Below are 26,637 nucleotides of genomic sequence, written 5' to 3' on the forward strand. Positions count from 1 at the left end.
TCGTTTGCCTCTTTCATGCTTCTTACATATTGTAAGGAGCATTTTTCTGTATATTTTTTAATTATAACGGCAATAATAATGAAGTATGCCATTTGAAAAAACTTCCCACCAAATTGATGGGAAGTTTTTTCAATCTTGTTCTAAAATGTGAACGGTGTAATCACAGCGTTGAATAGCTTGTTCGATCGCATAAAGGGATTGTTCAATACGAGCGCGATTAAAATCTTTTTCAACAGTCTGTAGTGCTTCTTCTAAACAATGTTTTGCTTCTTGTAATGATTGAAAAGAATTTTGGACATATCCGCGAGCATTTTCGTGCATTTCATAATCCTCCTTGCATATTCATATATGTATAGTATGAACAGTAAGGAACAAAATATAATTTGTTATATTTATTTGACAATTAAAACGAAATTACGTATAGTAGGAATTAAGTGAATATTTTCTTATCCAGAGAGGTGGAGGGACTGGCCCGATGAAACCCAGCAACCGCGATGCAGGTGCTAATTCCAGCAGAACATATTTGTTCTGGGAGATAAGACGAAGATATAAACGTAACTTCTTCTTATCGGAGAGGTTTTTTTGTTGCAAAAAAACCGATTACGAAAATTTATCTTAAGAAGAAAGGGGTTGCGAAGTACTGTGACACTCGAAAAATACGTAAAACTGCGTAGTACAGTTTATGAATATATGATAGAGCAAGATAAGCCAATATCATTGTTAGATATTCAAGAACATATCGTTTCGCATCATGAAGGAAAATTCACGAAAAAGATGTTACATCAATTTTATTTATCAAGACTATTAGATGAACTGAAACTGGATGGGAAAATTACATTAGCTGATGAATATCTCTATACTGAAAAAGGGGTATTTTATAAGGCGGGAAAAGGGAGCTAAGCTCTCTTTTTTTTGAAGTATGTAGAGTAAAAGACTGCTTAAGCAGCCTGATACAAGGGAATGGTGTTGAGTGTGTAGTGTCAAAGATTGAATGTGCCTGAAAGAGGCACTTCATATCGGCTGCAAATGAAAAGAGACACCTCCGCCGAATAGGTGTCAGTCGTTTTGTCATATAGACTTGCTATTTGACAGTTATTAGAATAACATGCAGGGTTTTGGAAGTCAAAAGGGAATTAAAGGAAGAGGTGTTGTTATGTACGCTTACTTACTAAATGATATAACGAAATGGATTCCTAAGTACATTATGGATAAAGGGTATGAATATTATGAAGAAGGACATGTAGAAGATGTTGAAATACAAGAAAAGAAAATATTTGCTTTCGTTACTGGAAATGCAGGAAACTATGAAGTGATTATTGATCTTGAAAATTTTACAGAAAGTAGCTGCGAGTGTCCATATGAGAATTATTGCAAGCATATGGCGGCAGTTGTTTATGATATTCAAGGTGCTGGTGAAAGTACGCTTAAAGAGAAACTGAAAGATTTAGAAAAGGAAGAGTTACTTACATTATTAAATCGTTTATTACAAAGTTCGAAAAACGTGCAAATTGTAGAGAAGATGTTAAAGAAGGGGAAACTTTAACATATAGAGGGAGTTGTTGTGCAGTGAATATACGAATTGTATACGCTCATCCTAGTCCTCCAAGTTATAACGCAGCGATTTTAAAGCATGTGCAAAAAGGATTACAAGAAACAAATCATTCGGTTACGGTACTTGATTTATATAAAGAACAATTTGATCCAGTCCTTGTTTTTAATGAAGAGAAGAAAAGACCCGTACATTATGAATGAAATGGAACGTAGTGTAAACTGTTGTGGGTATGATAATGAACTTTTGCGAACGTATATTACATGTTTACTTCAATTGAATAAATGTAGCGAAACGTTTGAACAAATTCAAATGCAATTAAGAAATAATTATTTAATAAGAGGGATTTGTGAAAGAGAAGTTGATGAGGTTGTACGGGGAAGTAAAGAATATGAAATGTATTTTCTTCCTAAAGCGTTACAGTGGAATTTCTTGAGAGAAAATCCACATCTAATTGAAAAAGTATGTGAAGATTTTTTTGCATTTGAGGCATTACATCTTACGGAGATAGAGTGGAAGAGGATTATAAATTGCGTGGGAAATAAGTGATTCATTATGTAAAAAAGCTAGTATAAAACTAGCTTTTCATTTAAATAAATAGGAAACATAGACTTATGATAAATCCTGCATATAGTAAGTTAACAACGCAAAATCCCATAATATCACGGGCACCTAAACCAGCTATCGCTAATGCCGGTAATGCCCAAAAAGGTTGAATCAAATTTGTCCAAGCATCACCCCACGCAATTGCCATTGCTGTTTTTGCAGCGGGTACGCCAAGTTCAGCGCCAGCTGGAATCATAATTGGTGCTTGCACAGCCCATTGACCGCCACCGGATGGAACGAAAATATTAACGATGCCAGCGCTTAAAAAAGTAAAGAGTGGGAAAGTTGTTTCGTTTGAAATGCTAATAAAGAAATTCGAAATAGCTCCTCCAAGTGAAAGTCCTTCACTATTTGCTCCAATCATCATTCCCATAATTCCAGCATAAAACGGAAATTGAAGTAAAATGCCAGAAGCACTTTTCGTAGAGTCTGAAAAGGCACGAATGTATTGAATCGGAGTGCGGTGAAAAATAAGTCCAGCAATTAATAACATAAAAATAACGATGTCTAGCGTAAGGTTAAAGCCTTTCGTATAAAAGTAATTGAAAATATAAATGAGACCCAACAATCCAACACAAAGTGTAATAATGATGCTATTTTCCATTTTTTCAGCGAATGTATTGTTTCCTACTTCCTGAGCGGCGGCTTCTTCATGGAACACGCTAGGATCTACCGTTATCGTATGTTTTTCATCTGGATGCATGGCCCGGTTAATGAGAGGCATCGTAACGAGAAAAATAATAACTGGTACAAGTGCGTATGGTGAGAATAGCGTTTCTGTTATTGGAATCGCTTCTTTAATACTTCCTGCTGTCGTTTTAATTAATGTTTCACCGCCAGTTGCTAACGTAAGAGGAATAGAAGCAGAAAGTCCCGCATGCCAAATGAGAAATCCAGAGTAAGAAGAGGCAATGGCTAGTCTATAATCTAATCCTTCAAGCTGCCTTGCCACTTCTTTTGCATATAAAACAGATACAACAATACCAAATCCCCAGTTTATGTATGCCCCTAGTAAACTTACGATTGAAATGGCAATAATACCTTGTCCATTCGTTTTCGGTAGTTTTGCCGCTTTCGTTAATCCTTTTTTTATGAGGGGAGCATTTGCTAAAGCAGATCCTGTCACGAGTACAAGTGCCATTTGCATAGAAAAGGCGAGAAGCCCCCAAATGCCATTACCCCAGTGATTAATCATTTCCACAGGTGTTTGGTGCGTTGCAAACATGCCGAAGAAAATAACAAAAACAGTTAATAAACATGATAAAATAAACGGCTCTGGCAAGAAACGTTGCACTAAGGTGACGCAACCATTTGTAAAAGAACGAAACAAAATAGATCAACCTCCTTATGTATATTTATTACAATTATTCGGGGTTGTTTGAATAATATCCTTTAATATATAGAAAATTCAGATATTTATACCAGTTGTTTTTATTTATTAAACCGTTATTTCATTGTGTGTTGAAGTATAGTGCAACCATCTGTTTCAAACATTGCTACTCTTAGGTTACATCATGCTACTTCTCGATTCTTACGGATTTTTATAATCTATAGTAAAAACAAAGTTATAGGAGTTGAAATTATGGAGTTCTATAAAAAGCTAAAAGAAGAACGTTTAAAGCATAACTTATCACAAGAAGAACTAGCTCTTAAATTAAACATTAGTAGACAATCAATTTCTAAATGGGAGCTTGAAAAAGGTTATCCAAATATTGAAACACTTATTGCATTAAGTGATTTATTCAATATTAGCATTGACGAATTAATTAAAGGAGATGCTTTCTTGAAAGACAAAATCATTAAAGAAGGAAAAATGGGGGAATTAAAAATGACAGATCAATTCAAATGGTTATATGTAGTGAGTTCAATTTTAGTAGTATTTTGGCTTTTTGTACTGCCTTGGTCCAATTTATCAGGTCTAACATTAAGCATAATTAATCTCATAGCTATTATTTACTTTGTAATAGTCGTACACTACATCAAAAATAATAAGAAAAAATTTTTTAATTAAATTTTAAAATGAAAGCCGGCAGCAAGTCAGGGGATAAGCATTCTCTAATTGCTGTCAGCTTTAGTCAATTCAGGCTTAATTACAATTTTGGATACTCAAACTTTTGAAGTAGCGGTAGTATTTCTATCCCCAACAAGAAAAAGCCTCCACTACCGTGGAAGCTTCTCTAAATGATGTGCAATATCAATATACATATTGGAGTAAACGGAATGGATTTCATTACTTGGCGTAGCGTTAGAAGAGAAGTGGACAATGACCATATTTGCTTTCGGATCGATGTAGAGCGATTGTCCATAACTACCTAACACTTCAAAAGCATCCTGTTCATTGTGCGGAATCCACCATTGATTATGATAAGAAATGGAAGCTCCAGGGCCAACTGCAAGTTCACCTTCTTGGACATTTATTATATCTTCAGTAATAGAAGAAGGGAGAATTTGTTTTCCGTTATATTCCCCGTTGTTTAATAGTAATTGCCCGAATCTCGCCATATCTCTAGCAGTTGCATGTAAGCCAGCGCTTGCTTGTTCTACTTTTGTTTCATCTGTAACGTAATACGCGTTTTCTTCCATACCAATTTGAGACCATATGCGTTCGCTAACATTTTCTGCTAATGATTTATCCGTGATCGTTCGAATAACCCAAGCGAGTGTTTCAGCTGATCCGTTATCGTAAGAAAAATCGGAACCAGGCGGTTCAGTTTCTTCTACTTCTCGTAACATATCATAAATGTTCATCGGACCGTCGTAGTTTTTACCTCGAGGTAAAATATTACTAGCTAAATATAGTTGTGCATCTTGATTTTCTAACGCTGGATGTTCATATCCGTGAGTAGGGTATTCAACAGAAACTTGCATGTCCATTAATTGCTGAAGTGTGGCATTACCGAACGGTGTGTTTTTTAATTCTTTTATATATGTGTCAGCTGTTTTTTCTAAGTCAATACGGTTTTCTTCAGCGAGCGATTGTATCACTGCCCCAGTAAAGACCTTTGCTAATGACGCCATGCCATGAGGTTCATTCTCGTTATATCCATTGAAATATCGTTCATAAACAAGTTGTCCATTGTGTACCACGACAAAAGCATCTGTTTTGTTATCGTCTAAAAGTTTTTTTAGAGGAGTTGTATTTCCAAACCTACGCTCCACAGCAAAATCGTCTAAGTTTTGTAATGAGGTAGAGAAGTGGAAAACTTGATCCGGGTTATTATTTACCTCGTTAATTAAAGTGAATTCTTTCATATGAGTATACGACCAACGTAAGTAAGGGTCATCTAACCAATTTTTCTTCGTCACGTTATTTTTCGATGGGATTGTTTTATTATGTTTGAAGTATGTAAAACCGAGCCCTGTGATTACAAATATAAATGTGATTATGAGTAAGAGTAGGGGAGATTTTTTAAGTTTCATATCGGTCCCTCCTTTTTATTTCTATTATAAGTATACGCTTCTATTGAAAGAAATACAAAATAAGGAAAGTAAACGGGGAAGTTTACTTTCCTTATTCATGTTAAGCGGAAACTTTTCCGTCTGTATGTTGTTTCTTGAATTTTTGTTTTCGTCCGTGCAATCCATAATAGAGAAGTAAAGTGAAGGCAACGATAATAGCTGCGATGAAATACATATTATGGTAACTTGATTTCGCTGCGACAATACCTAAAATGAAAGAACCCAAACCGAGCCCGCTATCAAAGAATGAGAAGTACGTAGCTGTCGCAGAACCACGTCGATGGTTTGCAGCGGCAGAGATTGCAATCGTTTGGAAACTTGGAATTAATGTTCCGTAACCTAAACCAATTAACATACCTGCACCAAGGAACCAAAACGGAGTTTGCGCTTGGCTTAAAATGAACATACCAATTGTGAAAATAATGATAGCTGGGTAAACAAGTACATTTTCACCGAAGCGATCAAAAATCTTTCCTGTAAATGGACGAGAAATTACAACAACGAGTGCGTATAAAATAAAGAAGTAACTAGCAACTTCGCCTAAACCGAGCTCTTTCGCATAAATAGGAATAAAGGATAAAATACCACTATAAGAAAAGGCTAAAACAAATCCTGTCAGAGCGATCGGAATAGAGGCTGGTTCAATTAAGTCCTTCCATTTCATTTTTTCTCGTTTTTGTTTGCTCATTGGTACTTCATGCGGAATATTTACAAGTAGTCCTAATAAAAATGCAAGCAATGAAAATATGGAACAAACGATAAATAGTACAGTAAATGAAAAATGAGAAATAATTGTTAAACCTAAAAAAGGACCGATTACCATCGGCAAACTCATAAATACGCCGAAATATGCAAGTGCCTCGCCTCGTCTATGAGCTGGTGCAACATCAGTTACAATTGTTCCTGTGGCTGTTGTTGCCATACCGAACCCAATACCATGTAAGAAGCGAAGGGCAAGTAATAAAAATAAACTTTGCGCACCGAAGTACATAACGGTAGCAGCTAAAAATAATGAAAGTGAAATAAATAATATTTTCTTTCTTCCTAATTCATCGAGCCATTTTCCTGTAAATGGTCTACATAAAACAGATGAAATAAGAAAAACAGTTGCAACTAAACCAATTTCCTCAGGTTTTCCTTTTAGGCCGTCTATTACATAGATAGGTAAAGTAGTCATAAGCATATAGAATGTTAAGAAAAGAAATAGACTACTAAAACAAGTTCCGAGGAAATCTTTTGTCCAAAGCTTCTCACTTTGCATCGTCATCCCTCCAATTTAATCTAAATTTTTAATGATTTTTTGTAACACTTGAAATGCTTGATGTAAATCATCTTCGTTAATATCTTCTAGTGTTTTTTCTTCGAAAGTATCAACTTCTTCTTGCCATATCGGAATCATTTTTATCGCTGTTTCTGATAAAGAAATGAGCTTTTCACGGCGATCTTTTCCTTCAGTACGAATAATCCAACCCATCGTTTCCATACGTGTTAACGTACGAGTCATTGTTGGTGATTCAACATTTAAGTATTGGCACAATTCTGTTTGCGTACAAGAACCGGTTTGGTTAATGCGGAAAATAACGGCCCATTGCGCACTAAATAGCCCAGTTGGAGATACGCGTTCATTAAATTTCTTTGTGAATTTTCGAGAAGTCTGGCTGACAATGTGGAAAAAATGTTGTTTTTCGTCCATATAGTTAGATCCTTTCAAATTAGTTACCTAGCTAACTATATACTTTTTTATTATAATTGTCTAGTAATAGACATGTTGATTTATGTAATAATTTTGGATAGGCTTTATGTTGAGAACGTACATTCTGTATGTTATTCTTTAAGTAAGTAAAGAATTTTCTTTCTATTAAATTGAATGGGGGAACTTGTGATGATTAAGCCTGCAACAATGGAGTTTGTTTCACTATCGAACGGAGAAACGATTGCGTATCAGGAAGTTGGAAGGCAAAATACAGAAATTCTTGTACTCATTCACGGGAACATGACATCGTCACAACACTGGGATTTAGTAATTGAAAAACTGCAAGATCAATACCATATTTACGCTCTTGATTTAAGAGGATTTGGACAATCAACATATAATAAATCGATTGATTCAATACAAGACTTTGCAGAAGATGTAAAACTAGTTATCGATCAATTAAAACTAAAGAAATTTTCATTAATGGGCTGGTCAATGGGCGGTGGTGTTGCCATGCAATTTACGGCGAATCATCCAACGTTTGTTGAAAAGTTAATTTTAGTAGAATCAGTAGGAATGAAAGGTTATCCGATTTTCAAAAAAGATATTAACGGGCAACCGATCGTATCAAGTTTAGTAAAGACGAAAGAAGAAATCGCACAAGATCCAGTACAAATTGCTCCAGTGCTAGATGCGATAAAAAATATGAATAAATTATATTACCGTACAGTATGGAATCTATTAATATATACACATAATCAACCTGAACCGGATCGTTATGAAAAGTATTTAGACGATATGTTAACGCAGCGTAATTTCGTAGATGTGAATTATGCGCTCATTACATTTAATATTTCGGATGAACATAACGGGGTTGTAGAGGGAAATAAGCAAATTCATCATATTAAAGCTCCAACACTCGTCATACAAGGTGACAGAGATTACGTCGTACCGCAAGTAGTCGGTGAGGAATTAGCAAAACATTTGCCAAATGCAGAGTTAAAAGTGTTAGAGGATTGCGGCCATTCGCCGTTTATTGATTGTTTAGATGTATTTATACAACATGTAGAGGCATGGTTAGAACAGAAATAATCCCCGAAATGAAAGGTATTGCATATAATATAACAATTTGTATGTAAAAGGGGAGAATGTCAATGCATCACCCATTTTTAGTCGCGTATTCGCCATATAATCATCATGTATATACAAAAATGGTGATAAATCCGCTGTATATGCAAGTTTCACCAGCTGTAGTTCCTTTAGAAATGCAACATACACAGCCACCAATTACTGACGCACAGCAATATGTATATGGAACTGCATTTTATAAAAATCCGTATTTCAAGCAATTTCATAACAATGTGAAAGCGCAAGTATGGGAAGGATAAGAAGCGAAAAGATTCATTCTTTTCGCTTCTTTTTTATTGCGAATATTCGTACACGCATTTGAAGAAACAGTTTATAATGAAAAGTGGACAGCGTGAGAAGGAGAGGGAAAGGGATGTCGATGCGTTTTACTTTTTGGATTATGGTTGGAATTGTAGCAATCTCGGGTTTGTCACAAGGTATGCTCTTACCAGCCATTGCAATGATTTTTGAACAAGAAGGGGTTAGTTCAAGTATTAACGGTATTCATGCGACGGCATTATACATTGGGATATTAGTTATTTCACCGTTTCTTGAAAAACCGATGCAAAAGTTTGGAATGAAACCAATTATCGTTATTGGTGGGTTTCTCGTTATTATTTCATTATTCTTTTTTACACAAACCTTTTCATTTTGGGTATGGTTTATTCTTAGATTTCTAGTTGGAGTCGGAGATCATATGCTTCATGTCGGAACACAAACGTGGATCACGACAACATCAGACCCGAGTAAAATAGGGAGACAAGTATCGATATACGGTGTATTCTTCGGAATTGGTTTTGCAGTCGGTCCGTATTTAGCAAGCACTGTTCAGTACGGTCTTGCAACGCCATTTATTATATCTACTATACTTTGTTTAATAGGTTGGCTCTTACTACTTCCAACGAAAAATGCATTCCCAGCACAAGATGAAAGAGAAGAGAAGAGTGAATCATCATTTTCTCGTTATAAACAAGTTGTTGGATTAGGATGGATTGCATTACTTGGGCCACTTGCATATGGTGTACTCGAAGCAATGTTAAATAGTAACTTACCAGTATACGCGCTTCGCAAAGGATGGTCTGTTTCAGAAGTATCCTTCTTATTACCAGCGTTTGCAGTTGGGGGCATTATTACACAAATTCCACTCGGTATATTGAGTGACAAATACGGAAGGGACCGTATATTAACGTGGACGTTTAGCATAAGTACGGGTATTTTCCTACTTGCAGCAGTATTTGATCAATATTACTGGATCGTCTTTGCTTGCATGTTGTTAGCGGGTATGGTCATTGGATCGTGCTTCTCATTAGGTCTTGGATTTATGACAGATTTATTACCGAGACACTTACTACCAGCAGGAAATATATTATCTGGAATCGCCTTTAGTTTAGGAAGTATACTGGGACCTGTATTAGGAGGCGTATTTATAGAAAAAATACAGTATACAAGCTTTTTCATTGCGGTTATGATTATAATAGGAGTTCTCGCAATGGTATATATGATCTACATGAAGAGTCAATTCGCATCAAGAAAAATAGAAAGTAGGTTAGGGCATGACAAAACAACCTAATAAGAAAAAATTTGAAGTACTCGAAAACGAAACAATTACAGACTGTTTAGCGCGCATGGAACAAGAAGGATACGCACCGTCTCGTCGCATGGAAGAGCCAATCTTTCATGAAGTGAAGAAAGACGGCAAAACAGAAGTTGAACCGTGCGGTAGAAAAATTGTTTTTGAGGGGAAATTGAAGTAATAAGTTATATAAACAAAATTTGCTTTGAGGTGTAAGTAAGATAAAACATATCTTGTTCTCAAATAAAAAAACGCTATTGATTCTAATATCAATAGCGTTTTTATTTATATTAAATATATAGATCAAAATGAATTTCTGCTTGAATTGAACTAGCAAAATCAATAATGTTTTTTTGTAAATACATTGCGGGTGATTCGTTATTCGCCACTTGAATCACTACCATAAAAAGAAACTCTAAACTATACTTCTTCTTGAGATGTTTTAATTGTTCTGTTTTCCCTTCAAGAGATTTTAGAATAACGTTCAACTGATTATTTATGTCGTATGATTCTTGGTATCCAGTGCTTATAGTCCAATCCGTCTCTTTTCTATATAGGGTCTTGGTGGATACAAGATTCGGATTATCATGTCTTTCAACAATATCTCCTTTTTTATAAGTTTGTGTCGGCTCGATACTTAAGGCCTCGGTAATTGCTTCAATAGGGAATATATCACCCGTTACACTAAAATAGGCCATAACTTTGGTTTTATCCAGAACGGTTCCTCCTCTATTATTAAGATACTACTCTTATTAAATTATGAAAATTTATGAATGTAAATAGAATTTTCATCCTGCTATTTGTGGGCAGTCAAACTTCTAATGGGAGGAAAGTTGGTGAGAGCCAGTTGTCCATAAAAGCATGATTAGTGTGGGGCAATAAAACTTCACTAGTTTCATTGTATTGAATTCCGGCGTTGGGACATTAGTTAAAGCTGATACATATACCTTTGTAGGAAAGAACAATTATACAAAAGTATGATGCTTAAAAATATATTAATTTGTATGATAAAAACAAAATATAATTTAAAAAAATCAGAAGGTAGGGGAAGGAGAAATATATAATGATACAAAGCATATATGAAACTCATTTACATGTAAGGAATTTAGAAAAGGCGATAGATTTCTATCAAAATAAGTTAGGTTTATCATTAGCAAAAAAACTATCGAAAAGGCGGGTTGCTTTCTTTTGGGTAGGAAAAAATAAAGCACAAATGCTCGGGTTATGGGAAATGCATACGAATGAAGAGTTTGAGACAAAACACTTCGCTTTTCGCGTAGATTTAGAGTTTTTAAAGACTTCTAAATTATGGTTAGAGAATCGTGGAATAGAGGTAGTAGGGAGTCAGGGGAAGGGAAATGAAGAGCCAATTGTCCAAAGATGGATGCCAGCTGCAAGTGTATATTTTCTAGATTGTGATGGAAATAAATTAGAGTTTATTTCTATGTTATATGATGATCCAGATGAACTAGAATATGCAACGTATTTAAGTGAATGGGATACGGAGCACCCAAAAAAATAAAGTTTAATCAGTAGGAGTTTTATAGCTTTGGATTATGTTAAATAGATAGGGGAAAATAAAATCCCTCAAGAATAAGGCTGTTCTTGAAGGATTTTTTATATTTTATATTACTTGTAACTTATTAATGCTCTTTAGTTTTAGATATTTTAGATATTTCGGCGCGTTGAATATAACCATCAGAGAAGCTGAAATAAAGAGAATAGCTTCCTCGATTATATATAAAGCCTTCACTAGTCATATCCGCTCCAATTTCATCTGGTTCACCAAACCACTCTTTTAATTCACTGATAGGAATACCCATTTTTACCCATATATATCTTGCGTCCGAAGGGTACATATCAATATTATACTCTCCGTATACTGCTGTATTAGGTGCATCACATTCTGTACATGGTGCTTTCTGCAAAACATCAGGCACTCCAAATTCTTTTTTCACCTCAGATATATCTTTACCCAATGCATGTAATGTAAATGGACCAAACGTCCCATTCTGTAAAGCTGTTGTTAACATTTGTTTCAGTTCTTCTTTTGAATTGATGTTGAAATTATAAGATCTGTTTTTGGCTATTGCATTATAGAAAAATTGTGCATACTCCTCACGTTTCACAAGCATGTTACCATTGTAATTACCTGCCTCATCACCGTAGGATATTCGGTTACTACGTAGCGTATTTACAAATTCATAGGCCCAATGATCTTGAGGTACATCTTTAAAGTTACTTTGTCCTTTTGATTGTAATTGAAATGCTTTTTGTAATACTACTGCCATTTCATACCGAGTTAATGCATCATCTGGACGAAAAGCACCTGTTCCATCACCTGTCATAATTCCAGCCTGTACAATAGCTTTAATATCCTTTTCAAACATATGATTTTTAATATCGTTAAACATATTGCTCTGTTCATTGTTTGCTGTTAAACCTAAATGACGAGCGATTAAAGAAGTTACCTGGCCTCGAGTAATATTATCCCCAAAACCAAATTTTCCATTTCCATATCCGTTAAAAAGTCCTGCTGACGCTAAGTAATCAATAGCATCTTTTGACCAGTGGTCCTTTGGTACATCTGTAAATACAGTGTTCGCATTGCCAGCTACCTTATAGTTATTCGTAGTTGTTTGTGCGTTTGCTGTGCCTACCATCATTGTAGTTGCTAGTGCTGCGGTGATTACGAATCCGAAAATTTTTTTAGCTTTGCTTGTTTTCTTGCTCATTTGAGAGAGCCTCCCCAGTTTCATTTAACTTTATTATACGTATTACACATATACATCGTAATTGTAACATATAAACAATGATTATTTTCCATTAATTTCTGTAATGTGGATAAAATTTCAATGATCTACATGAAACTATAATTTTTCTTCAATTAAATATTCATTGCTATTTAATTGAAGAAAAATGCGAAAGCTTTTTATAAAATATGGAAATGTTAAAACCCCTTTGATAAAATGGCAATATGCAAAAATAATTATTTATAAATTCTCAATGTAATGAATATTCATGTTTAAATATACGAATTTAACTACATAGTTATTGTGCTAAAGGGGGAGAAAGATGTTAGATGAATTGTATAATGCTTTTTTAAATGCATCGGGTTTTACAGAAAGCGCGAGGAAACGAGACCAGTATGATAAATTACATGATTATTTAAAAGATCAAGAAAGAGAGTTAAAACAATTCATTCAAGAGGCTGAATCAGCGAAAAGAGATTATGAGAGTAAAAGTAATGGTTTAGAAGCTAATAAAATTCCGGCAGTTGAATTTGAACAAAAACGTCATGAAAAGGATGAAGACTTACATACAGTATTATCCTATTTTAAAAGTGCATTAAGCGATGTTGGATCTGCGATAAGTACAGCTTATGCAAAGTATTTGGAATATAAAGCGAAAGCAGAAGCGGAAAAAGCGTCAGCATACGCTGCAGCGACCAAAGCTTTTGAAGAGAAGAAAAAGGAAATTGAAAAACTTATCCATTAAGTATAGAAAGAATGGAGGGAATCCACATGAGTGGCAAAGAGGTTGAAATTATAGGAAGTAACACAGCAAGTGCCATTTCTTACGCGCAAAATATTGAAAATGGTATGAAGGATTCTTTAAATCAAGCGAAAAACTTAAAAGCATACGTTACATGTGCGAACTGGAATGGAAAAACGAGGGATGCCTTTTTAAGTTATCTAGATTTAATTATTCAATATAATTCAGAAATGGTAGAGGCATTTGAAGGACATACGAAAGCTTTGAAAGAGTTAGAGAAAAGTATTCAAACGTACGGCGATATATCGGAAGTAAGGGCGATAAAACAATTGTGATGGAGAAATGAGGGATAAAAGAATGGGGAAAGAAATGAACTTTGCACCTGCTGAATTATATGTTCTCGCAGGTGCAGCTGGAGTTACAGATATATTTGGATTGCCAAACCGTGACGTAATTATTTTACTTGATGAAGAATGTGTCACGAAAGCAACTACGAGTTTAAAAGAAAAGGGCTTACTTACAAGCGAAAATGGAATTACCCGTGCCGCTTTTCAAATGATTGAACTATTAAAGGAATATGAAAATTGTCATGAATACACGAGAATGAATAATGTATTAATTGGCTTTTTAAAAGAGGATAAAGACCGAGTGGCTGTATTAACAGAAATAGAACCAAATAAAAAATACGAGATCGACTACATACCAAAGCCAGACGTATATTTTTCCTTATTAACACGCATCCCTTTCTTGTTGAGAGAACCGAGGGAAATAGAAGATACATTTTTCTCAAAGAGAATGACAGAAATAGAACAACAAACATTTGAGGAAAAAGATTTATCAAATAAAGACGTTATAGCGATGGAAACGTATACGAGGCCTCGGAGTAATAGAGGAGGAAAATGGGAATGTTTTTTATATTTCACTGAAGGAGAAGATTTCGTTCAAATAGATGTAGAACGTAATCGATATGACTGGGTGAGTCTCTATGCGGTAAATAAGAAATTGTATGACGTGTTAAAAATGCCGTATAAAAAATTAATTGACCCGAGACAATTCTCGTTAGGAGGTATTGAATAATGCAAGTATCAATGGGAGATAGTGGTTCTGGTGGTGGAGAGGAAGTATTAGTTAATTTTCAAGAACTACTTGATATAGTAATGAAGTTAGAAGATATATATGCAATCCATGTAGGCGTCATTGGAACGAATATTGAGAGTTTATTAAGCAGTGATTTTTATCAAAAAGGTGAAGCGATGAGAGTAATTGAAAAATATCCTGATATATTACACAAAACACTTGAATTTGCTGAACACTATTCTAGGTCGGCGACACTTGTAAGGGTCGCATGTGTAGAAATGCTTGAAAAGGACGAACAATTACGTGAAATATTAAGTAAGTTGTAGAAATCACCATACGGCTGGGGGATGAAAACGAAATGGATGTGAAATATAGACCTGAACCATGGCAAAACATGGGAGATGGTATGAATCGAATTACAAAAGATACACTCATAAAATTACGGCACGCAAATGAATTATTGAAAAAAATTGATGGAAGAATACGAGATTTAGACTCAGATGGTAGTATACATTTTAACCCAAAAGATCAATCGCAAAAAATAGGGGAATTACTTGATAGCTATTCGACATTACAAAAATATTGCGGAGAAGCAGGGCGATTGGTCTCTGAACATATAGATAAACCTTTTTTAGTAGAAATGGATAAATTCGCTCAAAAAATGAGAGATACGTCTATTCTCAGTTTCAAAACAGATAACCGAATTGGCTCCACAACAACGACAGTATTACCAGATGCGCATGCAGGGTACGGAAGTGTACCACAAACAATAAAAACAAAAAAAGATAAAATAACAATAGAAGATATTTTTAAAGATTCACCTGCATTTGATAACGTACTGAGAGAGGAATACAAAGAACTAAAAAAACAAAATCCGGATGCAAAACTAAATTATGAAGAATATAAGAAAGTAGTCCCATCCACACGAGGGTTTGAATACAAATCGATAGAAGATGAACAGAAAAAACTAGAAATGGTGCGAGACATAGGAATAGGCCTAGGAATCATCATCACAACAATCCTTTGCCCGCCACTCGGAACCGCTGCCGCAGTAGTATACGGTGCTGTACAAATAAAAAGCGGTATCGACGGAGAAGACTGGGGAACACACCGGAAATTGAGCCAAGAAGAGCGGGTAGGAAACATCATTTTTGGCGGATTAGATGCAATCCCAGTTGTTGGAGCAGTAGGAAAAGGAGTAAAAGCATTCAAAGGCACGAGTGAATTAGCTGATTTAGCGAAATTATTAAAATTCAAAGAAGGAATGCCTGGTTTTAATCCAAATTTGGGTGGAAATGTGGTACAATCGCTTAAGGAAAATAATCTATTAAAAAATTTAAAAATACAAGGTTGGAAAACCGTAGATAAGATTAATGATGCGGACTATTTCATTAAAGGTTTAGTAGCAAAAGGTGTGGACTCCGTAACCCCATTCGTTAAAGGTGTAGAAATACTGCCAGATGGAAGTGTCGTTAGATCTGGAACGAACTATAGCGGGAAATTCCAAGAAGCCCATGATGCCTCAAAGGCGAGTATTCAGAGTAGGATCTCGAATTTGGAGAGTGGTGGGGTTAAGGGTACAGTTAAAATTGATTACGATTTAGCTAAAGATTATATTAGAGATGTAGAGTCAAAAACAGGATTGAAGCTTCATAAAAACCAAGTAGAACAATTAAAGGCTGCTCTAAGGGAACATAAGTATGAAAAAATGACGCCATTGGAAACGTTAAAACACAGAAATAAATTTAACAGTGTGAAAAACAAATTGATAAGTGAATGGGAAGAAAAAACAGGTCAAACATGGCCAAGATATACTGAGGAAGTTTATGATAAAAAAGGTAGAGTAGCAAGGGATATTGGGCAACCCTATGATGCGCATCATATTATAGAGAATAATTTTGGTGGGCCTCATGAATGGTGGAACATACATCCAGCTAAGTTTCCTGATGAACATCAGGCAGGAATTCATGGTAAAGGGTCACCATCAAATAAATTATTTCCAAGGAGGTAGTTTTTATGGCTACATTTGATTTTATAAAAAATAGTCATCATAAGTTTTTTAAATTACAAGAAAATGAACTTATAGTGGCAGAAGAGAGACTTGGATTTGCATTTCCTAATGAACTTAGAAGTTTTTACTTAGAAGTTGGTTATGGTTTTATAAAAGGAAATAATGTGGATGCAATAAATAGAATAATGGATCCAGATACTATAGCGGATATTACATTGAGAGAAGGTATTTACGAGTTTGATCCAGATTTAGAGGGAATATACGAGGAAGAAGATAAATTAGTTTTTTATGAAATAAACGAGGGTGTATATTTAACACTTGATTTGAATACACCTCAACAAACTCCTGTATATTTTTTTGAGACTCAAATAGCTGATTCATTGGAGGAATTTATACGAAAAATTAATCAGGATACTGAATACTTTGTGGATATGGTTGATTAATACTCTATAGTATGGATTAAAAGTCTTCAGTAATAAGTAAACAAACGAGATTGGTTATAGTAGCTTTATAAGTATTATAGTCACATACTACTCAATGTATACTTTACACAAGAGAATGACAAAGTTCGTAATGCTAAAGTTAAATATACACTGGCACATAAGACAAGCAAACGAAAAAGAATAGGCTGTTAAAAGGTATATACTCTATGATGGTTGTACCATCATAGAGTATTACGTGCAATGATAGAATAGAAAATAAAGTACAAGCTTAGGCGAGATAGCATTTTATTGGGCGATGAATATAAAAATGGAATGGGCATGAAACTAACGAACTCGCAAGTTTCAACGTAGTCGTTGTCACGACATATAAAAGGTGTCATACTGTTACTAAAAAACTTACAAATTTATGCTATTTAAAAATATATGAACTTAAAGCGCTTGATTGTCTATTTGAGGCAACAAGTGCTTTTTTAATTGAAAGGTATACTATAAATTTATAGAAATTATTTTTATGAATTAAAGCTAACAGGAATTACTAGTATTATATAATTGAAATTAAACTAGCAAAAGGTGTGGACTCCGTATCCCCAATCTTTAAAGGTGTAGAAATACTGCCAGATGGAAGTGTCGTTAGATCTGGAACGAACTATAGCGGGAAATTCCAAGAAGCCCATGATGCCTCAAAGGCGAGTATTCAGAGTAGGATCTCGAATTTGGAGAGTGGTGGGGTTAAGGGTACTGCTAATAGTCGAATAGATTATTTACGTAATAAATATGGAAAATTTACTTCAAAAGAATTGAATTATAGGATTAACTTACGCGGTGAAACACTTAAGGAATTGCAAAAGTTAAAGGATACGGGGATAAGTAAGAAAAAAATTGGTCCAGCCTTTGCTGGAGTGTATGATAAAACAACTGGTAAAATTCACTATTCGATAAATGACTACGATGGAATATTGCCCGATTTCCATCCTTTAATAAAGTCAAGATATGATTCTATGCCACAAGAAGTTATTGATTCATATACATTTACAAAAGGTGCAGGTTCACACGCTGAAGTAATTGCCTTGAATAAAGCATTAAAGGCTAATCCAAGTGCTGGTTTGGATAATTTTGTTATCAATGTAATTCGTACGGGGCAAAATAGAACAAAACCAGCTGGAATGATGTTTCTAAGGTGTCCTCATTGTGCTTATCTTACAGATGAATTTGAAATAATCACGGAGGTTTCAAAAAATGTTAAATGATATATTAACGAAGGAGTATATAATACAGAACGGCCTAGAGTTTGAGGAGTACTTAGAATACGGGGGGCCTTATGATTTAGGAATAGTAGAGTATACTGATGATGGAAAAGAAAAATTATTTACTGGATTAGCTTACGATATTTATGAAAATGGGAATATAGAAAGTTATTTCTACGTAGAAAATGGTGTTAAACAAGGAAAATATGTGGAGTTTTATCCGAGTGGTAATATAAAAAGGATAGGAAATATGAATAAAAACTCGGCAGAAGGCTACCAGGTTGAATTCTTTGAAAACAGGGCGAAAAAGTATGAGTCTGAATGTATTGCCGGACGTGAGATGACTTTTAAAAAGTATGATGAACAAGGGAATATTATAGAACAAAAAACAGAACCAAGTGAATCAGATTTATTATATGCTAAAAAATTCAGTAGGGAGCCAAAAGTATAATAAAGTAAATACTATACAAAATCAGTTGAAATGTTGAGTTGTAATTCATCAAATGAAGTATGGTTAGAAGACATACAGGAGGTATGCACTAAATTTGGTATGAAAGTGGAGAGGGAAATATGAAGAGGAGTTTAAATACGGCGATATGTTTATGTTGCGCTGAGCGGGATCAACAAGAATATATAAAAAAACAAAAGCTTGAATCAACCAAAGAGAATTTACTATTTATTGAAAAAATTTTACGCTGTGATTGCAATGGATAATTCTAAATTAAAACCTTTAATAGAGGAATTTAAAAATGAGCAGCGTGCATTCTTACCAAAAGTACAACTTAGAAATACCTTTCAATTAGAAGAAATACGATTTGTTGCAGGAGTAGATTTAGCGTATTGGGAAATAAATGGTAAAACGTATGGTACATGCTGTATTGTAGTCATTGATTTTAGTACACATGAAGTTGTTGAAAAAGTGTACAGTTATGGAGAAATAACAATCCCGTATATTTCAGGTTTTCTTGCTTTTCGTGAGTTGCCTTTAATTAAAGCTGCAGCAAAAAAACTAACTAAACAACCAGATATCTATATGTTTGATGGGAATGGTTATTTGCATTATCGACACATGGGTATTGCAACACATGCTTCTTTCTATTTAAATAAACCAACAATTGGTGTAGCGAAAAGTTATTTAAAGATTAAAGATGTAGATTTTACTATGCCTGAAAATCAAGAGGGATCGTATACGGATATTATCATTAATAATGAAATATATGGTCGAGCTTTAAGAACAACCAAAAGTGTAAAACCCATTTTTATCTCATGTGGTAACTGGATTGATATAGAGACAAGTACTGAAATTGTCATGAGACTTATTAATAAAGAAAGTCGGTTACCCATACCTGTTAGATTAGCAGATTTAGAGACACATATAATGAGAAAAAAACTATGGGAAAATTATAAGTTATAGAGCTTAAACCTTGATAAGTTGAATACTTATCAAGGTTTTTATGTAACTGCTTTAAATAGAGTATTACGTGCAAGGATAGAATAGAAAAAGAAGTACGAGCTTAGGCGAGATGACATTTTACTGTGGGATGAATATAAACGCATGGAATGTATATTAAATTAACGAACTCGTACAAACTCGTAAGTTTTAACATAGTAGTTGTCATGACATATAAAAGGTGTCATACTGTTACTACAAAACTTACAAATTTATGCTATTTAAAAATACATGAACTTAAAGCACTTGATTGTCTACGAAAGACAACAAGCGCTTTTTTTATTGAAAGATATACTATAAATTTAAAGAAATTATTTTTATGAATTAAACCTAACGGAAATTACCAGTATTATATAATTGAAAATACATTAGCAAAAGGTGTGGACTCCGTAACCCCATTCGTTAAAGGTGTAGAAATACTGCCAGATGGAAGTGTCGTTAGATCTGGAACGAACTATAGCGGGAAATTCCAAGAAGCCCATGATGCCTCAAAGGCGAGTATTCAGAGTAGGATCTCGAATTTGGAGAGTGGTGGGGTTAAGGGTACGGGTGATAGAGATGCTGATATTCCACCAGCCTTCAAGCAAGAGGAATTTGCCAGTACATATGAATCAAGATTCAAGCAAACACCCGCAGAAACGAATTCAAATGTCGTTTTTGAAGGGGTTAGAGGTGAGTCTTTATGTACCCTAAAACCACCACCAGATCCTACGTTACAGAAAATCTTAAATGAAGCTGGTATTAATGGAATTGAGTATAAAAATGGAGTTCCTGATTTTTCACCTGTAGCGAAGGCACAGTTGGAAATCGATTATATGCTAGGTGGAAAAGGGGCTAAAGGAAATACTGCTAGAGATTATAATTTTAAGCAAGCAAATGAAAGGTTAGCAGATCAGCTTAATAATTCACCAGAATTGGCAAACCAATTTGGAATGGAAGCTGGTGGAATTACGGCAAAAGATATAGAAAAATACCGAGTAAAAAATAAATTAACATGGCATGAGTTAAATGATGGAGTTACTATACAACTTGTGCCAACAGAAATAAACGCCAAATTTGGACACCTTGGTGGAGTTGGTGAAATAAACGCAGGAGCTTTTGAACCTGGAGGATTTGCAAATAAATAATAAGGAGATTATAAAATGACAATAAATGATAAAGTTTTTGGAGTACTTGATTATCAGTATACATGGGTAGGATACAGAACCATAAAGTTTTTAGGAAAGGACACGGAGATAGCATTATTAATTGGAGGAGAAGATGATGGTAAATTTGATGAAGGTCAATATGTGGCATACAATTCATTAATGGATAATTGGGAGAAAATCCAACATAACATATTACAACCAATTTTAAATTATTATAAACAAAAAAGGCATGAGCTTGGTTATGATGTTGCATTTAATGAAGATTACCCATTAATTGAAACAGTTGATCAATTAATAGAACATATAACATTAGTAGGTATTTCTGTTCCGTATGATTTCCTTCGCGATGGACGTGATGTAGGGGTCTCGTTTGATTGTTCATGGGATGAGGAAAATGGTTTAGGAATTCGTCTTATAAATGAAAGGGTAGATGAAGTAGGTTATCAAGATGTCGCTATTTAAAATGGGCTGTTAAAAAGTACAGACTAATGATGGTTGTATCATCATGGAGTGCAATGAAAGAACAGAAAACAAAGTACGAGCTTAGGTGAGATGAGGTTTTATTTGGCTACGAAGATATACACTTAAAATGAACCTGAAACTAATGAACTCGTACAAGCTCGTAAGTTTTAATGTACTTGTCACGATGCATATAAGGTGTCATACTTTTACTAAAATACTTATAAATTTATGCTACTTAAAAACACATGAAATTAAAGCACTTAATTGTCTATGATAGGCAACAAGTGCTTTTTTGCGTTTTAGCGTAGAAATAATGTGGTACAATCGCTTAAGGAAAATAAGACTTTAAAGAATGCACTAGATGCTATGAAAAATACTCCTATTCCAGTAGCAGTTAGGATGGTGGATACTGGAATAGGAATGAGGCTTCCTTATATAGAATCTTCAACTGTTGGAGAAGTAGCTGGAAAGTTTTCAAAGGCAAGTACGGCAGCTAAGGATGACGCTTATCAACTTGCTAAGGGTACGGGTAACGCTGTTCATAGATCTGAAATTGACGAAGTAATTAAAAATAATTACGATAAAGACGGAAATTTGATTAATAGATCAATTGTTCCTAAGGGATATGATAGTGTTGAAGATTTCTTAAAACAAGTAGATGATACTACCATCAAAGAATTTGGGTATGATAGTGTTGAAGAATTTAAATCAGTGGTAGGATATGTTGATGACTTTTTAAACGCTTCACCTAAAAATAATATAATTAATAAAGGATTGGCAGGAGGAACACATGTGCAGGGTGTAGACTATGATGTGTTAGGTTTTCCTATTTTTAAAGGAGATAACTTAAAATTTACGTTAAAATTAAAGGAAGAATATTATGTTATGAAAGATACAGATCAGTTTAAAGAGTGTACAAGGATATTAAAAAAGGCAATTGAAGAAGGTAAAGTACCAAGGGAACTTTTTACTCCACAACAGCTTAATCAGATTGAAAAGGGGAGAGCAAGAATAAAGGGGCTTACTTGGCACCATCATCAGGTTCCTGGAAAGATGCAATTAGTATTAACAGATATTCATGGGGTTAACCATCTTGGTGGAAATAAATTATGGGGAGAGGGTATTAGATGAGAAAAGATTTAGAGTGGGAATATGCTGATGCAGAAGTATCAGAAACTAAGATTAAAGAAATTGGATTACAATTAGGCTTCCAGTTACCTCAAGATTATATTGATTGTGTAAAAATAAATGGAGGTGCGAGTGTATTACCAGAAGAATTTAATGTAGGCAATGTAGAGCGTTGCTTTGGTAGTTTATTTAGTTTTGATGAGGAAAGTAGTGAGTACATTATTAAAAAGTATGAAATATACAAACCTACGCTTCCGCAAAAGATTTTCCCTATTGCAATTGATCCAGCTGGAAATTTAATGTGTTTAGATTATAAAAATAATACAGAAAACCCAATTGTAGTTTTTTGGGAGCATGAGAATGCTGGCGAAAAAGAAATGTTAATGCGTCAAGAAGGTTTAACAGAAGCACAAGTAGAAGAACTGGCAAGAGAAAATGTATTTTATATTGCAGATACATTTACTGATTTTTTAAGTAAATTACACGATTAAAAAATATAATGATGAATGAAAAATAAAGTTTATGTGAAGTGGATAGAAAAAATAATAGGGTGTTTGAAAATAGATACTCCATGATGGTTGTACCATCATGGAGTACTGTGTGCAATGATAGAATAGAAAACGAAGTACGAGCTTAGGCGAGATGACATTTTATTGGGTGCTGAATATAAACACATGGAATATATATTAAACTAACGAACTCGTACAAACTCGTAAGTTTTAACGTAGTAGTTGTTACCACATATAAAAGGTGTCATACTGTTACTACAAAACTTACAAATTTATGCTGCTTAAAAACAGATGAAACTTAAAGCGCTTGATTGTCGACTAAAGGCAATCAAGTGCTTTTTTAATTGAAAGGTATATTATAAATTTATAGAAATTATTTTTATGAATTAAAGCTAACAGAAACTACTAGTATTATATAATTGAAAATACATTAGCAAAAGGTGCGGACGCCGTATCCCCAGTCTTTAAAGGTGTAGAAATACTGCCAGATGGAAGTGTCGTTAGAACTGGAACGAACTATAGCGGGAAATTCCAAGAAGCCCATGATGCCTTAAAGGCGAGTATTCAGAGTAGGATCTCGAATTTGGAGAGTGGTGGGGTTAAGGGTACGGGTGAAACTCCTAAGATAACTGATATAAAAGAGAAAGATCTTGGGAAGCACATTGTTAAAGGGAAAAATGGAAGGAAAGAACTTGCGCCAAACGTACGCTATATCACTGAGGATGGTTATAAATATACAACAGATGAGCTTGGTAGAATAGTAGATGTTGAGGCGGAAGGATTAATACTTCAAAAAGGAAAACGAAACACAGGAATGCAAGTGGCTGCAGGAAGAGAAGATAGATTGCCGGATGATGATGGTGGGCATTTGATAGGGACGCAATTCCATGGATCCGGTGATATTGATAATTTAGTCGCTCAAAATAAACAAATTAATCGTTCGGGTGGAGAATGGTATAACATGGAGAAAGAATGGGCTAATGCATTAGGTGGAAAGCCTCCTAAAAAAGTGACAGTAAAGATTGAACCAGTATACTTAGGTTCATCGCTAAGACCAAACTCATTTAAAATAAAGTACCAAATTGAAGGCCAACGTAAGGTAATACGTGAAATACTTAATAAAACAGGAGGTTGATGTAAAAGTGTTCGAATTAGAATTAAATAAAATCTATCAAAATATAGCGCAAAAAATAAATGATACAATTCCCGTAGAATGGGATATCTTTTATTTTAATGCAGAGATTCATAACCAAGAGGGTGGGGTATTATTCTTTTTCAATATCACAGATAGATCGGATGAATATATATATTCCCATGATATACCAGATGTATTTAATGTGAGTGAAAAAGAATATGATAAGACATATGATGAATTATTTCATTTAAGTGTAGAGTTACAGGAAATATTTATAAAAAATAATCAGGAACCTTGGTATTCTTTTGATATGATTGTGACATCTGAGGGGAAAGTAAAAATTCATTATGGGTATACTAAATGGTATCAATCTACTTTTGGACCGAATGACCGAGTGGATTATTTTGAATATAAATATTTAGGGAAGAAACCTAGTAATGAAAATGAGCGAAGAAAATTCGAAGAGATGAAAGAATATGAAGAGCAAAATAAATCTTAAAATATTTTTTGTTAAATTAAGGAATGCATTATTAGCGAGTAAATATGTAAAATATCCAAATTAACTAGCTTTAGTTGGACTATTGAAAAAAAGAATAGTGACGGATTAATGTTACTTATAAAATATATAAATTTAAAGCACTTGATTGTTATTTTTGACAACAAGTGCTTTTTTCATAGACATATTTAAACTTGATGAATAATGCGCGGTATATATTGATAAAAGAAAATAAATTGTTAATATTATATAATTGAAATTAAATTAGCAAAAGGTGTGGACACCGTATCCCCATTCGTTAAAGGTGTAGAAATATTGCCAGATGGAAGTGTAATTAGATCCGGAACGAACTTCGGCGGAAAAGCAAAAGAAGCCCATGCTCCTTTAGGGTTTTAAGGGTACGGGTGAGGTTACTAAAGATGTAGACAAAATTGATTATGGAGCTTATTTAAAAAAGAATATAGGAGAGCCTCCAAAAGATAGGTATGATCCACATGCGCATCATATTGTATTTAAAAAAGGAGATGGAAAAGCCCAAAAAGAATTAGTTAAAGAGGGTCTTTATAGATTTTATTTCTATTTTTTTACAGGGATTATACAACTAACAACGAGAAAAATGTTCATAATTCCTTTCATTCCTATTATAATGAATTCTACAATAGAAAACAGAACGTATATTTGGTATAATCAAAATATACTATATGAAACGATGTACATGAGTTTGAGATTTATGAAAAAAGGTAAGTAATACATAATAATACATACGCTAGAGGATTCAGTTCATGTTATACAAATCAATCGTTAGAAAGGAAAAGAAGTATGAATCAAATTTCATTCGAAGATTTATTTGAAGAAGAAAACAAACGAGAAAAGGTGGAGGTAGCTGAGATTCCCGTACCTTTATCGCCCCTACAAAAAGATATTTTAGAATTAATTGATTCTGAAGAAATAAGTGCGCTTGAGCTATGTGAACGATTAATACGATCTGGTAAAATATCAGATGAGAGATTCACAACGAATAAGCCTAAAGCATATGGGCAAGTATGCTTACTATTAGAAGGGTTTGTTAAAGAAGAAAAGCTTATTTTTGTCAAAAGTGATGAGAAAAGAGATAGAGTATATAAATTGAATGAAGAAGTTTTTAACGGATAAGGTGTACAAAGGGGAGTTCATTCATTTTTCTCATTAAAAAGGTGTCAATCTTACTTAGATTGGCACCTTTTTTGATAATTTAACATCTAACATATTTACGCTTAAAACCAAGTCTTCCTCTATCAAGTTCTTTCTGAATACTCTCTGAAGCATGTAGCAAACTGCTTTTTTTGTTATCACGTTTGATTTCAACTATACCAACTTCTTTTGCAATCTCGACTGCTTTTTCGTGTAGTGGTACATATGAAATTGCTACCGTGTTTAGGAAATTATTCATAGCGGATTTTGTTCGTTCTGGAGAATAATGAATTGTATCTTTCACCATTTCAAGCATATCGGAAATTTTACTTTCGGAAAATTCATTGTCTTTACGATTTCCTAAAAGCCAACAGTAGCAACTCCACCCAGCAGACATTTTAAGCTCGTCCCCACTTGCGATCCATTGATCAGCAACGTCTTGTGCAATATTTGACTCCGATAAAGTTACTGCTACAACATAATCAGATAGCATGTAAAAATAAGCCCCATCTATCCAGCGATTAAAATCCGATTCACTCATAGCTTTCGGATCGGCAATAATGCCTGCAAAGTACATAGCATCGTAGTTGCCTGTGGCATAAAGTTCTTCAGCTAATTCTTGATTTAATTTTATTTTTTTAGCGATTGGTTTCATGGCACCTGTAGCTACGCCAAAAACTGGCTCATGCGCACCGTTAGATATGTATATTTTTTTCGTTCGTTCCTTACCTAGAGTTTCAAGTTCTTGCATAACTGTTTTAAAATCCATAGCTGTGCACTTCCTTCCTTCATGTAAGAGCCTTTTTCAGTCTTTCATATTTCTTATGTTAATACTAATTGTATTCAAGAGGTATGTCTACT

Annotated in this window: 33 protein-coding genes, 3 pseudogenes and 1 riboswitch; of the genes and pseudogenes, 28 read left to right on the forward strand and 8 right to left on the reverse strand. The window is 34.3% G+C overall.

From position 1 onward, the window contains the following. Window positions 1–129: 129 nt before the first annotated feature. Window positions 130–321 (reverse strand): hypothetical protein, encoded by a 192-nt coding sequence (locus tag KVT31_RS17025; protein WP_000545003.1) that lies wholly within the window; start codon window positions 319–321, stop codon window positions 130–132. Window positions 322–443: 122 nt separating this feature from the next. Then, window positions 444–542, forward strand: a riboswitch (SAM riboswitch). Window positions 543–582: 40 nt separating this feature from the next. On the opposite strand from KVT31_RS17025, the gene KVT31_RS17030 reads away from it, so the two are divergent. The 4 genes and pseudogenes from KVT31_RS17030 to KVT31_RS17045 all read left to right on the forward strand — a co-directional run bounded on the left by KVT31_RS17030 (window position 583) and on the right by KVT31_RS17045 (window position 2,098). Next, window positions 583–900 (forward strand): hypothetical protein, encoded by a 318-nt coding sequence (locus KVT31_RS17030; RefSeq protein ID WP_002096439.1) that lies wholly within the window; start codon window positions 583–585, stop codon window positions 898–900. A gap of 253 nt (window positions 901–1,153) precedes the next feature. Next, window positions 1,154–1,543, forward strand: a complete 390-nt coding sequence (locus KVT31_RS17035) for an SWIM zinc finger family protein (protein ID WP_088097040.1) — start codon at window positions 1,154–1,156, stop codon at window positions 1,541–1,543. Window positions 1,544–1,566: 23 nt separating this feature from the next. Further along, window positions 1,567–1,734 (forward strand): annotated as a pseudogene (locus KVT31_RS17040) (NAD(P)H-dependent oxidoreductase); the annotation flags it as partial. A gap of 10 nt (window positions 1,735–1,744) precedes the next feature. Then, entirely contained in the window at window positions 1,745–2,098 is a 354-nt protein-coding gene (locus KVT31_RS17045) for a group-specific protein (RefSeq protein WP_140392501.1), read from the forward strand. Between the two features lie 40 nt (window positions 2,099–2,138). Here the strand turns inward: KVT31_RS17045 and KVT31_RS17050 are convergent, their stop codons facing one another. After that, on the reverse strand, window positions 2,139–3,485 hold the full coding sequence (locus KVT31_RS17050; protein ID WP_088097037.1) for a short-chain fatty acid transporter: 1,347 nt from the start codon (window positions 3,483–3,485) through the stop codon (window positions 2,139–2,141). Between the two features lie 252 nt (window positions 3,486–3,737). Here KVT31_RS17050 and KVT31_RS17055 point away from each other — a divergent pair, with 252 nt between their 5' ends. Next, on the forward strand, window positions 3,738–4,166 hold the full coding sequence (locus tag KVT31_RS17055) for a helix-turn-helix domain-containing protein (protein ID WP_088097036.1): 429 nt from the start codon (window positions 3,738–3,740) through the stop codon (window positions 4,164–4,166). Window positions 4,167–4,315: 149 nt separating this feature from the next. Here the strand turns inward: KVT31_RS17055 and KVT31_RS17060 are convergent, their stop codons facing one another. The 3 genes from KVT31_RS17060 to KVT31_RS17070 all read right to left on the reverse strand — a co-directional run bounded on the left by KVT31_RS17060 (window position 4,316) and on the right by KVT31_RS17070 (window position 7,307). After that, window positions 4,316–5,575, reverse strand: coding sequence for a serine hydrolase domain-containing protein (locus tag KVT31_RS17060; RefSeq protein WP_088097035.1), 1,260 nt, complete (start codon window positions 5,573–5,575; stop codon window positions 4,316–4,318). Between the two features lie 100 nt (window positions 5,576–5,675). Beyond that, a complete protein-coding gene (locus KVT31_RS17065; protein WP_088097034.1) occupies window positions 5,676–6,875 on the reverse strand; it encodes an MFS transporter in 1,200 nt (399 codons plus the stop codon). A gap of 15 nt (window positions 6,876–6,890) precedes the next feature. After that, a complete protein-coding gene (locus KVT31_RS17070; RefSeq protein WP_120341119.1) occupies window positions 6,891–7,307 on the reverse strand; it encodes a MarR family winged helix-turn-helix transcriptional regulator in 417 nt (138 codons plus the stop codon). 174 nt (window positions 7,308–7,481) lie between these two features. On the opposite strand from KVT31_RS17070, the gene phaZ reads away from it, so the two are divergent. The 4 genes from phaZ (at window position 7,482) to KVT31_RS17090 (ending at window position 10,189) form a co-directional block, all read left to right on the forward strand. Further along, window positions 7,482–8,399 (forward strand): intracellular short-chain-length polyhydroxyalkanoate depolymerase, encoded by a 918-nt coding sequence (gene phaZ / locus KVT31_RS17075; RefSeq protein ID WP_140392500.1) that lies wholly within the window; start codon window positions 7,482–7,484, stop codon window positions 8,397–8,399. Window positions 8,400–8,461: 62 nt separating this feature from the next. Continuing rightward, window positions 8,462–8,695 carry a hypothetical protein gene (locus KVT31_RS17080; RefSeq protein WP_088097031.1) on the forward strand — a complete coding sequence of 78 codons (234 nt, stop codon included), beginning with the start codon at window positions 8,462–8,464 and terminating at the stop codon, window positions 8,693–8,695. Between the two features lie 113 nt (window positions 8,696–8,808). Then, window positions 8,809–10,005, forward strand: coding sequence for an MFS transporter (locus KVT31_RS17085; protein ID WP_088097030.1), 1,197 nt, complete (start codon window positions 8,809–8,811; stop codon window positions 10,003–10,005). After that, window positions 9,989–10,189 carry an NETI motif-containing protein gene (locus tag KVT31_RS17090; RefSeq protein WP_000166302.1) on the forward strand — a complete coding sequence of 67 codons (201 nt, stop codon included), beginning with the start codon at window positions 9,989–9,991 and terminating at the stop codon, window positions 10,187–10,189. Before KVT31_RS17085 ends, KVT31_RS17090 begins: the two co-directional genes overlap by 17 nt. A 109-nt stretch (window positions 10,190–10,298) precedes the next feature. On the opposite strand, the gene KVT31_RS17095 is transcribed toward KVT31_RS17090, so the two are convergent. After that, window positions 10,299–10,706, reverse strand: a complete 408-nt coding sequence (locus tag KVT31_RS17095; protein ID WP_088097029.1) for a DUF4279 domain-containing protein — start codon at window positions 10,704–10,706, stop codon at window positions 10,299–10,301. Between the two features lie 365 nt (window positions 10,707–11,071). Here KVT31_RS17095 and KVT31_RS17100 point away from each other — a divergent pair, with 365 nt between their 5' ends. Beyond that, on the forward strand, window positions 11,072–11,530 hold the full coding sequence (locus KVT31_RS17100) for a VOC family protein (protein ID WP_088097028.1): 459 nt from the start codon (window positions 11,072–11,074) through the stop codon (window positions 11,528–11,530). Between the two features lie 121 nt (window positions 11,531–11,651). On the opposite strand, the gene KVT31_RS17105 is transcribed toward KVT31_RS17100, so the two are convergent. Beyond that, window positions 11,652–12,743, reverse strand: coding sequence for an S-layer homology domain-containing protein (locus tag KVT31_RS17105; protein WP_088097027.1), 1,092 nt, complete (start codon window positions 12,741–12,743; stop codon window positions 11,652–11,654). A 340-nt stretch (window positions 12,744–13,083) separates the two neighbouring features. Between KVT31_RS17105 and KVT31_RS17110 the strand changes: the two genes are divergently transcribed. From KVT31_RS17110 to KVT31_RS17190, 18 genes and pseudogenes are all read left to right on the forward strand, one after another. Further along, on the forward strand, window positions 13,084–13,506 hold the full coding sequence (locus KVT31_RS17110) for a hypothetical protein (protein ID WP_088097026.1): 423 nt from the start codon (window positions 13,084–13,086) through the stop codon (window positions 13,504–13,506). A 26-nt stretch (window positions 13,507–13,532) separates the two neighbouring features. Then, window positions 13,533–13,838 carry a WXG100 family type VII secretion target gene (locus KVT31_RS17115; protein ID WP_016087084.1) on the forward strand — a complete coding sequence of 102 codons (306 nt, stop codon included), beginning with the start codon at window positions 13,533–13,535 and terminating at the stop codon, window positions 13,836–13,838. 22 nt (window positions 13,839–13,860) lie between these two features. After that, on the forward strand, window positions 13,861–14,580 hold the full coding sequence (locus KVT31_RS17120) for a DUF5081 family protein (protein ID WP_088097025.1): 720 nt from the start codon (window positions 13,861–13,863) through the stop codon (window positions 14,578–14,580). Continuing rightward, the gene (locus KVT31_RS17125) at window positions 14,580–14,906 is read left to right on the forward strand and encodes an MFS transporter (RefSeq protein WP_088097024.1); all 327 of its coding nucleotides are present in this window, start codon (window positions 14,580–14,582) and stop codon (window positions 14,904–14,906) included. The genes KVT31_RS17120 and KVT31_RS17125 overlap by 1 nt, the downstream gene beginning before the upstream one ends. A 32-nt stretch (window positions 14,907–14,938) precedes the next feature. Continuing rightward, a complete protein-coding gene (locus KVT31_RS17130) occupies window positions 14,939–16,591 on the forward strand; it encodes a hypothetical protein (RefSeq protein WP_088097023.1) in 1,653 nt (550 codons plus the stop codon). Window positions 16,592–16,596: 5 nt separating this feature from the next. Next, the gene (locus KVT31_RS17135) at window positions 16,597–17,034 is read left to right on the forward strand and encodes an SMI1/KNR4 family protein (RefSeq protein ID WP_088097022.1); all 438 of its coding nucleotides are present in this window, start codon (window positions 16,597–16,599) and stop codon (window positions 17,032–17,034) included. A 572-nt stretch (window positions 17,035–17,606) separates the two neighbouring features. Further along, window positions 17,607–18,281: a YwqJ-related putative deaminase gene (locus KVT31_RS30720; RefSeq protein WP_170930146.1), complete on the forward strand. Its 675-nt coding sequence runs from the start codon at window positions 17,607–17,609 to the stop codon at window positions 18,279–18,281. Further along, entirely contained in the window at window positions 18,271–18,729 is a 459-nt protein-coding gene (locus KVT31_RS17145) for a toxin-antitoxin system YwqK family antitoxin (protein WP_000930862.1), read from the forward strand. Before KVT31_RS30720 ends, KVT31_RS17145 begins: the two co-directional genes overlap by 11 nt. 255 nt (window positions 18,730–18,984) lie before the next feature. Next, complete coding sequence (locus tag KVT31_RS17150) at window positions 18,985–19,692, forward strand: endonuclease V (protein ID WP_140392499.1); 708 nt, start codon at window positions 18,985–18,987, stop codon at window positions 19,690–19,692. 152 nt (window positions 19,693–19,844) lie between these two features. Next, entirely contained in the window at window positions 19,845–20,051 is a 207-nt protein-coding gene (locus KVT31_RS30310) for a hypothetical protein (RefSeq protein ID WP_140392514.1), read from the forward strand. Window positions 20,052–20,108: 57 nt separating this feature from the next. Then, the gene (locus KVT31_RS17155) at window positions 20,109–20,855 is read left to right on the forward strand and encodes an HNH endonuclease (protein ID WP_088097019.1); all 747 of its coding nucleotides are present in this window, start codon (window positions 20,109–20,111) and stop codon (window positions 20,853–20,855) included. Between the two features lie 15 nt (window positions 20,856–20,870). After that, complete coding sequence (locus KVT31_RS17160; RefSeq protein ID WP_088097018.1) at window positions 20,871–21,338, forward strand: DUF6985 domain-containing protein; 468 nt, start codon at window positions 20,871–20,873, stop codon at window positions 21,336–21,338. A gap of 312 nt (window positions 21,339–21,650) precedes the next feature. After that, window positions 21,651–22,469 (forward strand): annotated as a pseudogene (locus KVT31_RS17165) (HNH endonuclease); the annotation flags it as partial. Beyond that, window positions 22,466–22,957, forward strand: a complete 492-nt coding sequence (locus KVT31_RS17170; protein WP_088097015.1) for an SMI1/KNR4 family protein — start codon at window positions 22,466–22,468, stop codon at window positions 22,955–22,957. The pseudogene KVT31_RS17165 and the gene KVT31_RS17170, both read left to right, overlap by 4 nt. 499 nt (window positions 22,958–23,456) lie before the next feature. Next, entirely contained in the window at window positions 23,457–24,110 is a 654-nt protein-coding gene (locus KVT31_RS17175) for a DNA/RNA non-specific endonuclease (protein ID WP_249276719.1), read from the forward strand. A gap of 7 nt (window positions 24,111–24,117) precedes the next feature. Next, on the forward strand, window positions 24,118–24,609 hold the full coding sequence (locus KVT31_RS17180; protein ID WP_088097013.1) for an immunity protein YezG family protein: 492 nt from the start codon (window positions 24,118–24,120) through the stop codon (window positions 24,607–24,609). 273 nt (window positions 24,610–24,882) lie between these two features. Beyond that, window positions 24,883–24,984, forward strand: a pseudogene (locus KVT31_RS30315) (hypothetical protein); the annotation flags it as partial. Window positions 24,985–25,425: 441 nt separating this feature from the next. Beyond that, window positions 25,426–25,758 carry a DUF3895 domain-containing protein gene (locus tag KVT31_RS17190; RefSeq protein ID WP_088097012.1) on the forward strand — a complete coding sequence of 111 codons (333 nt, stop codon included), beginning with the start codon at window positions 25,426–25,428 and terminating at the stop codon, window positions 25,756–25,758. Between the two features lie 79 nt (window positions 25,759–25,837). Here KVT31_RS17190 and KVT31_RS17195 read toward each other — a convergent pair whose 3' ends face one another. Next, entirely contained in the window at window positions 25,838–26,545 is a 708-nt protein-coding gene (locus tag KVT31_RS17195) for a DNA alkylation repair protein (RefSeq protein ID WP_088097011.1), read from the reverse strand. Window positions 26,546–26,637: the final 92 nt, after the last annotated feature.

It is taken from the genome of Bacillus sp. GbtcB14, assembly GCF_019091205.1.
Lineage (GTDB): Bacteria > Bacillota > Bacilli > Bacillales > Bacillaceae_G > Bacillus_A > Bacillus_A cereus_AG.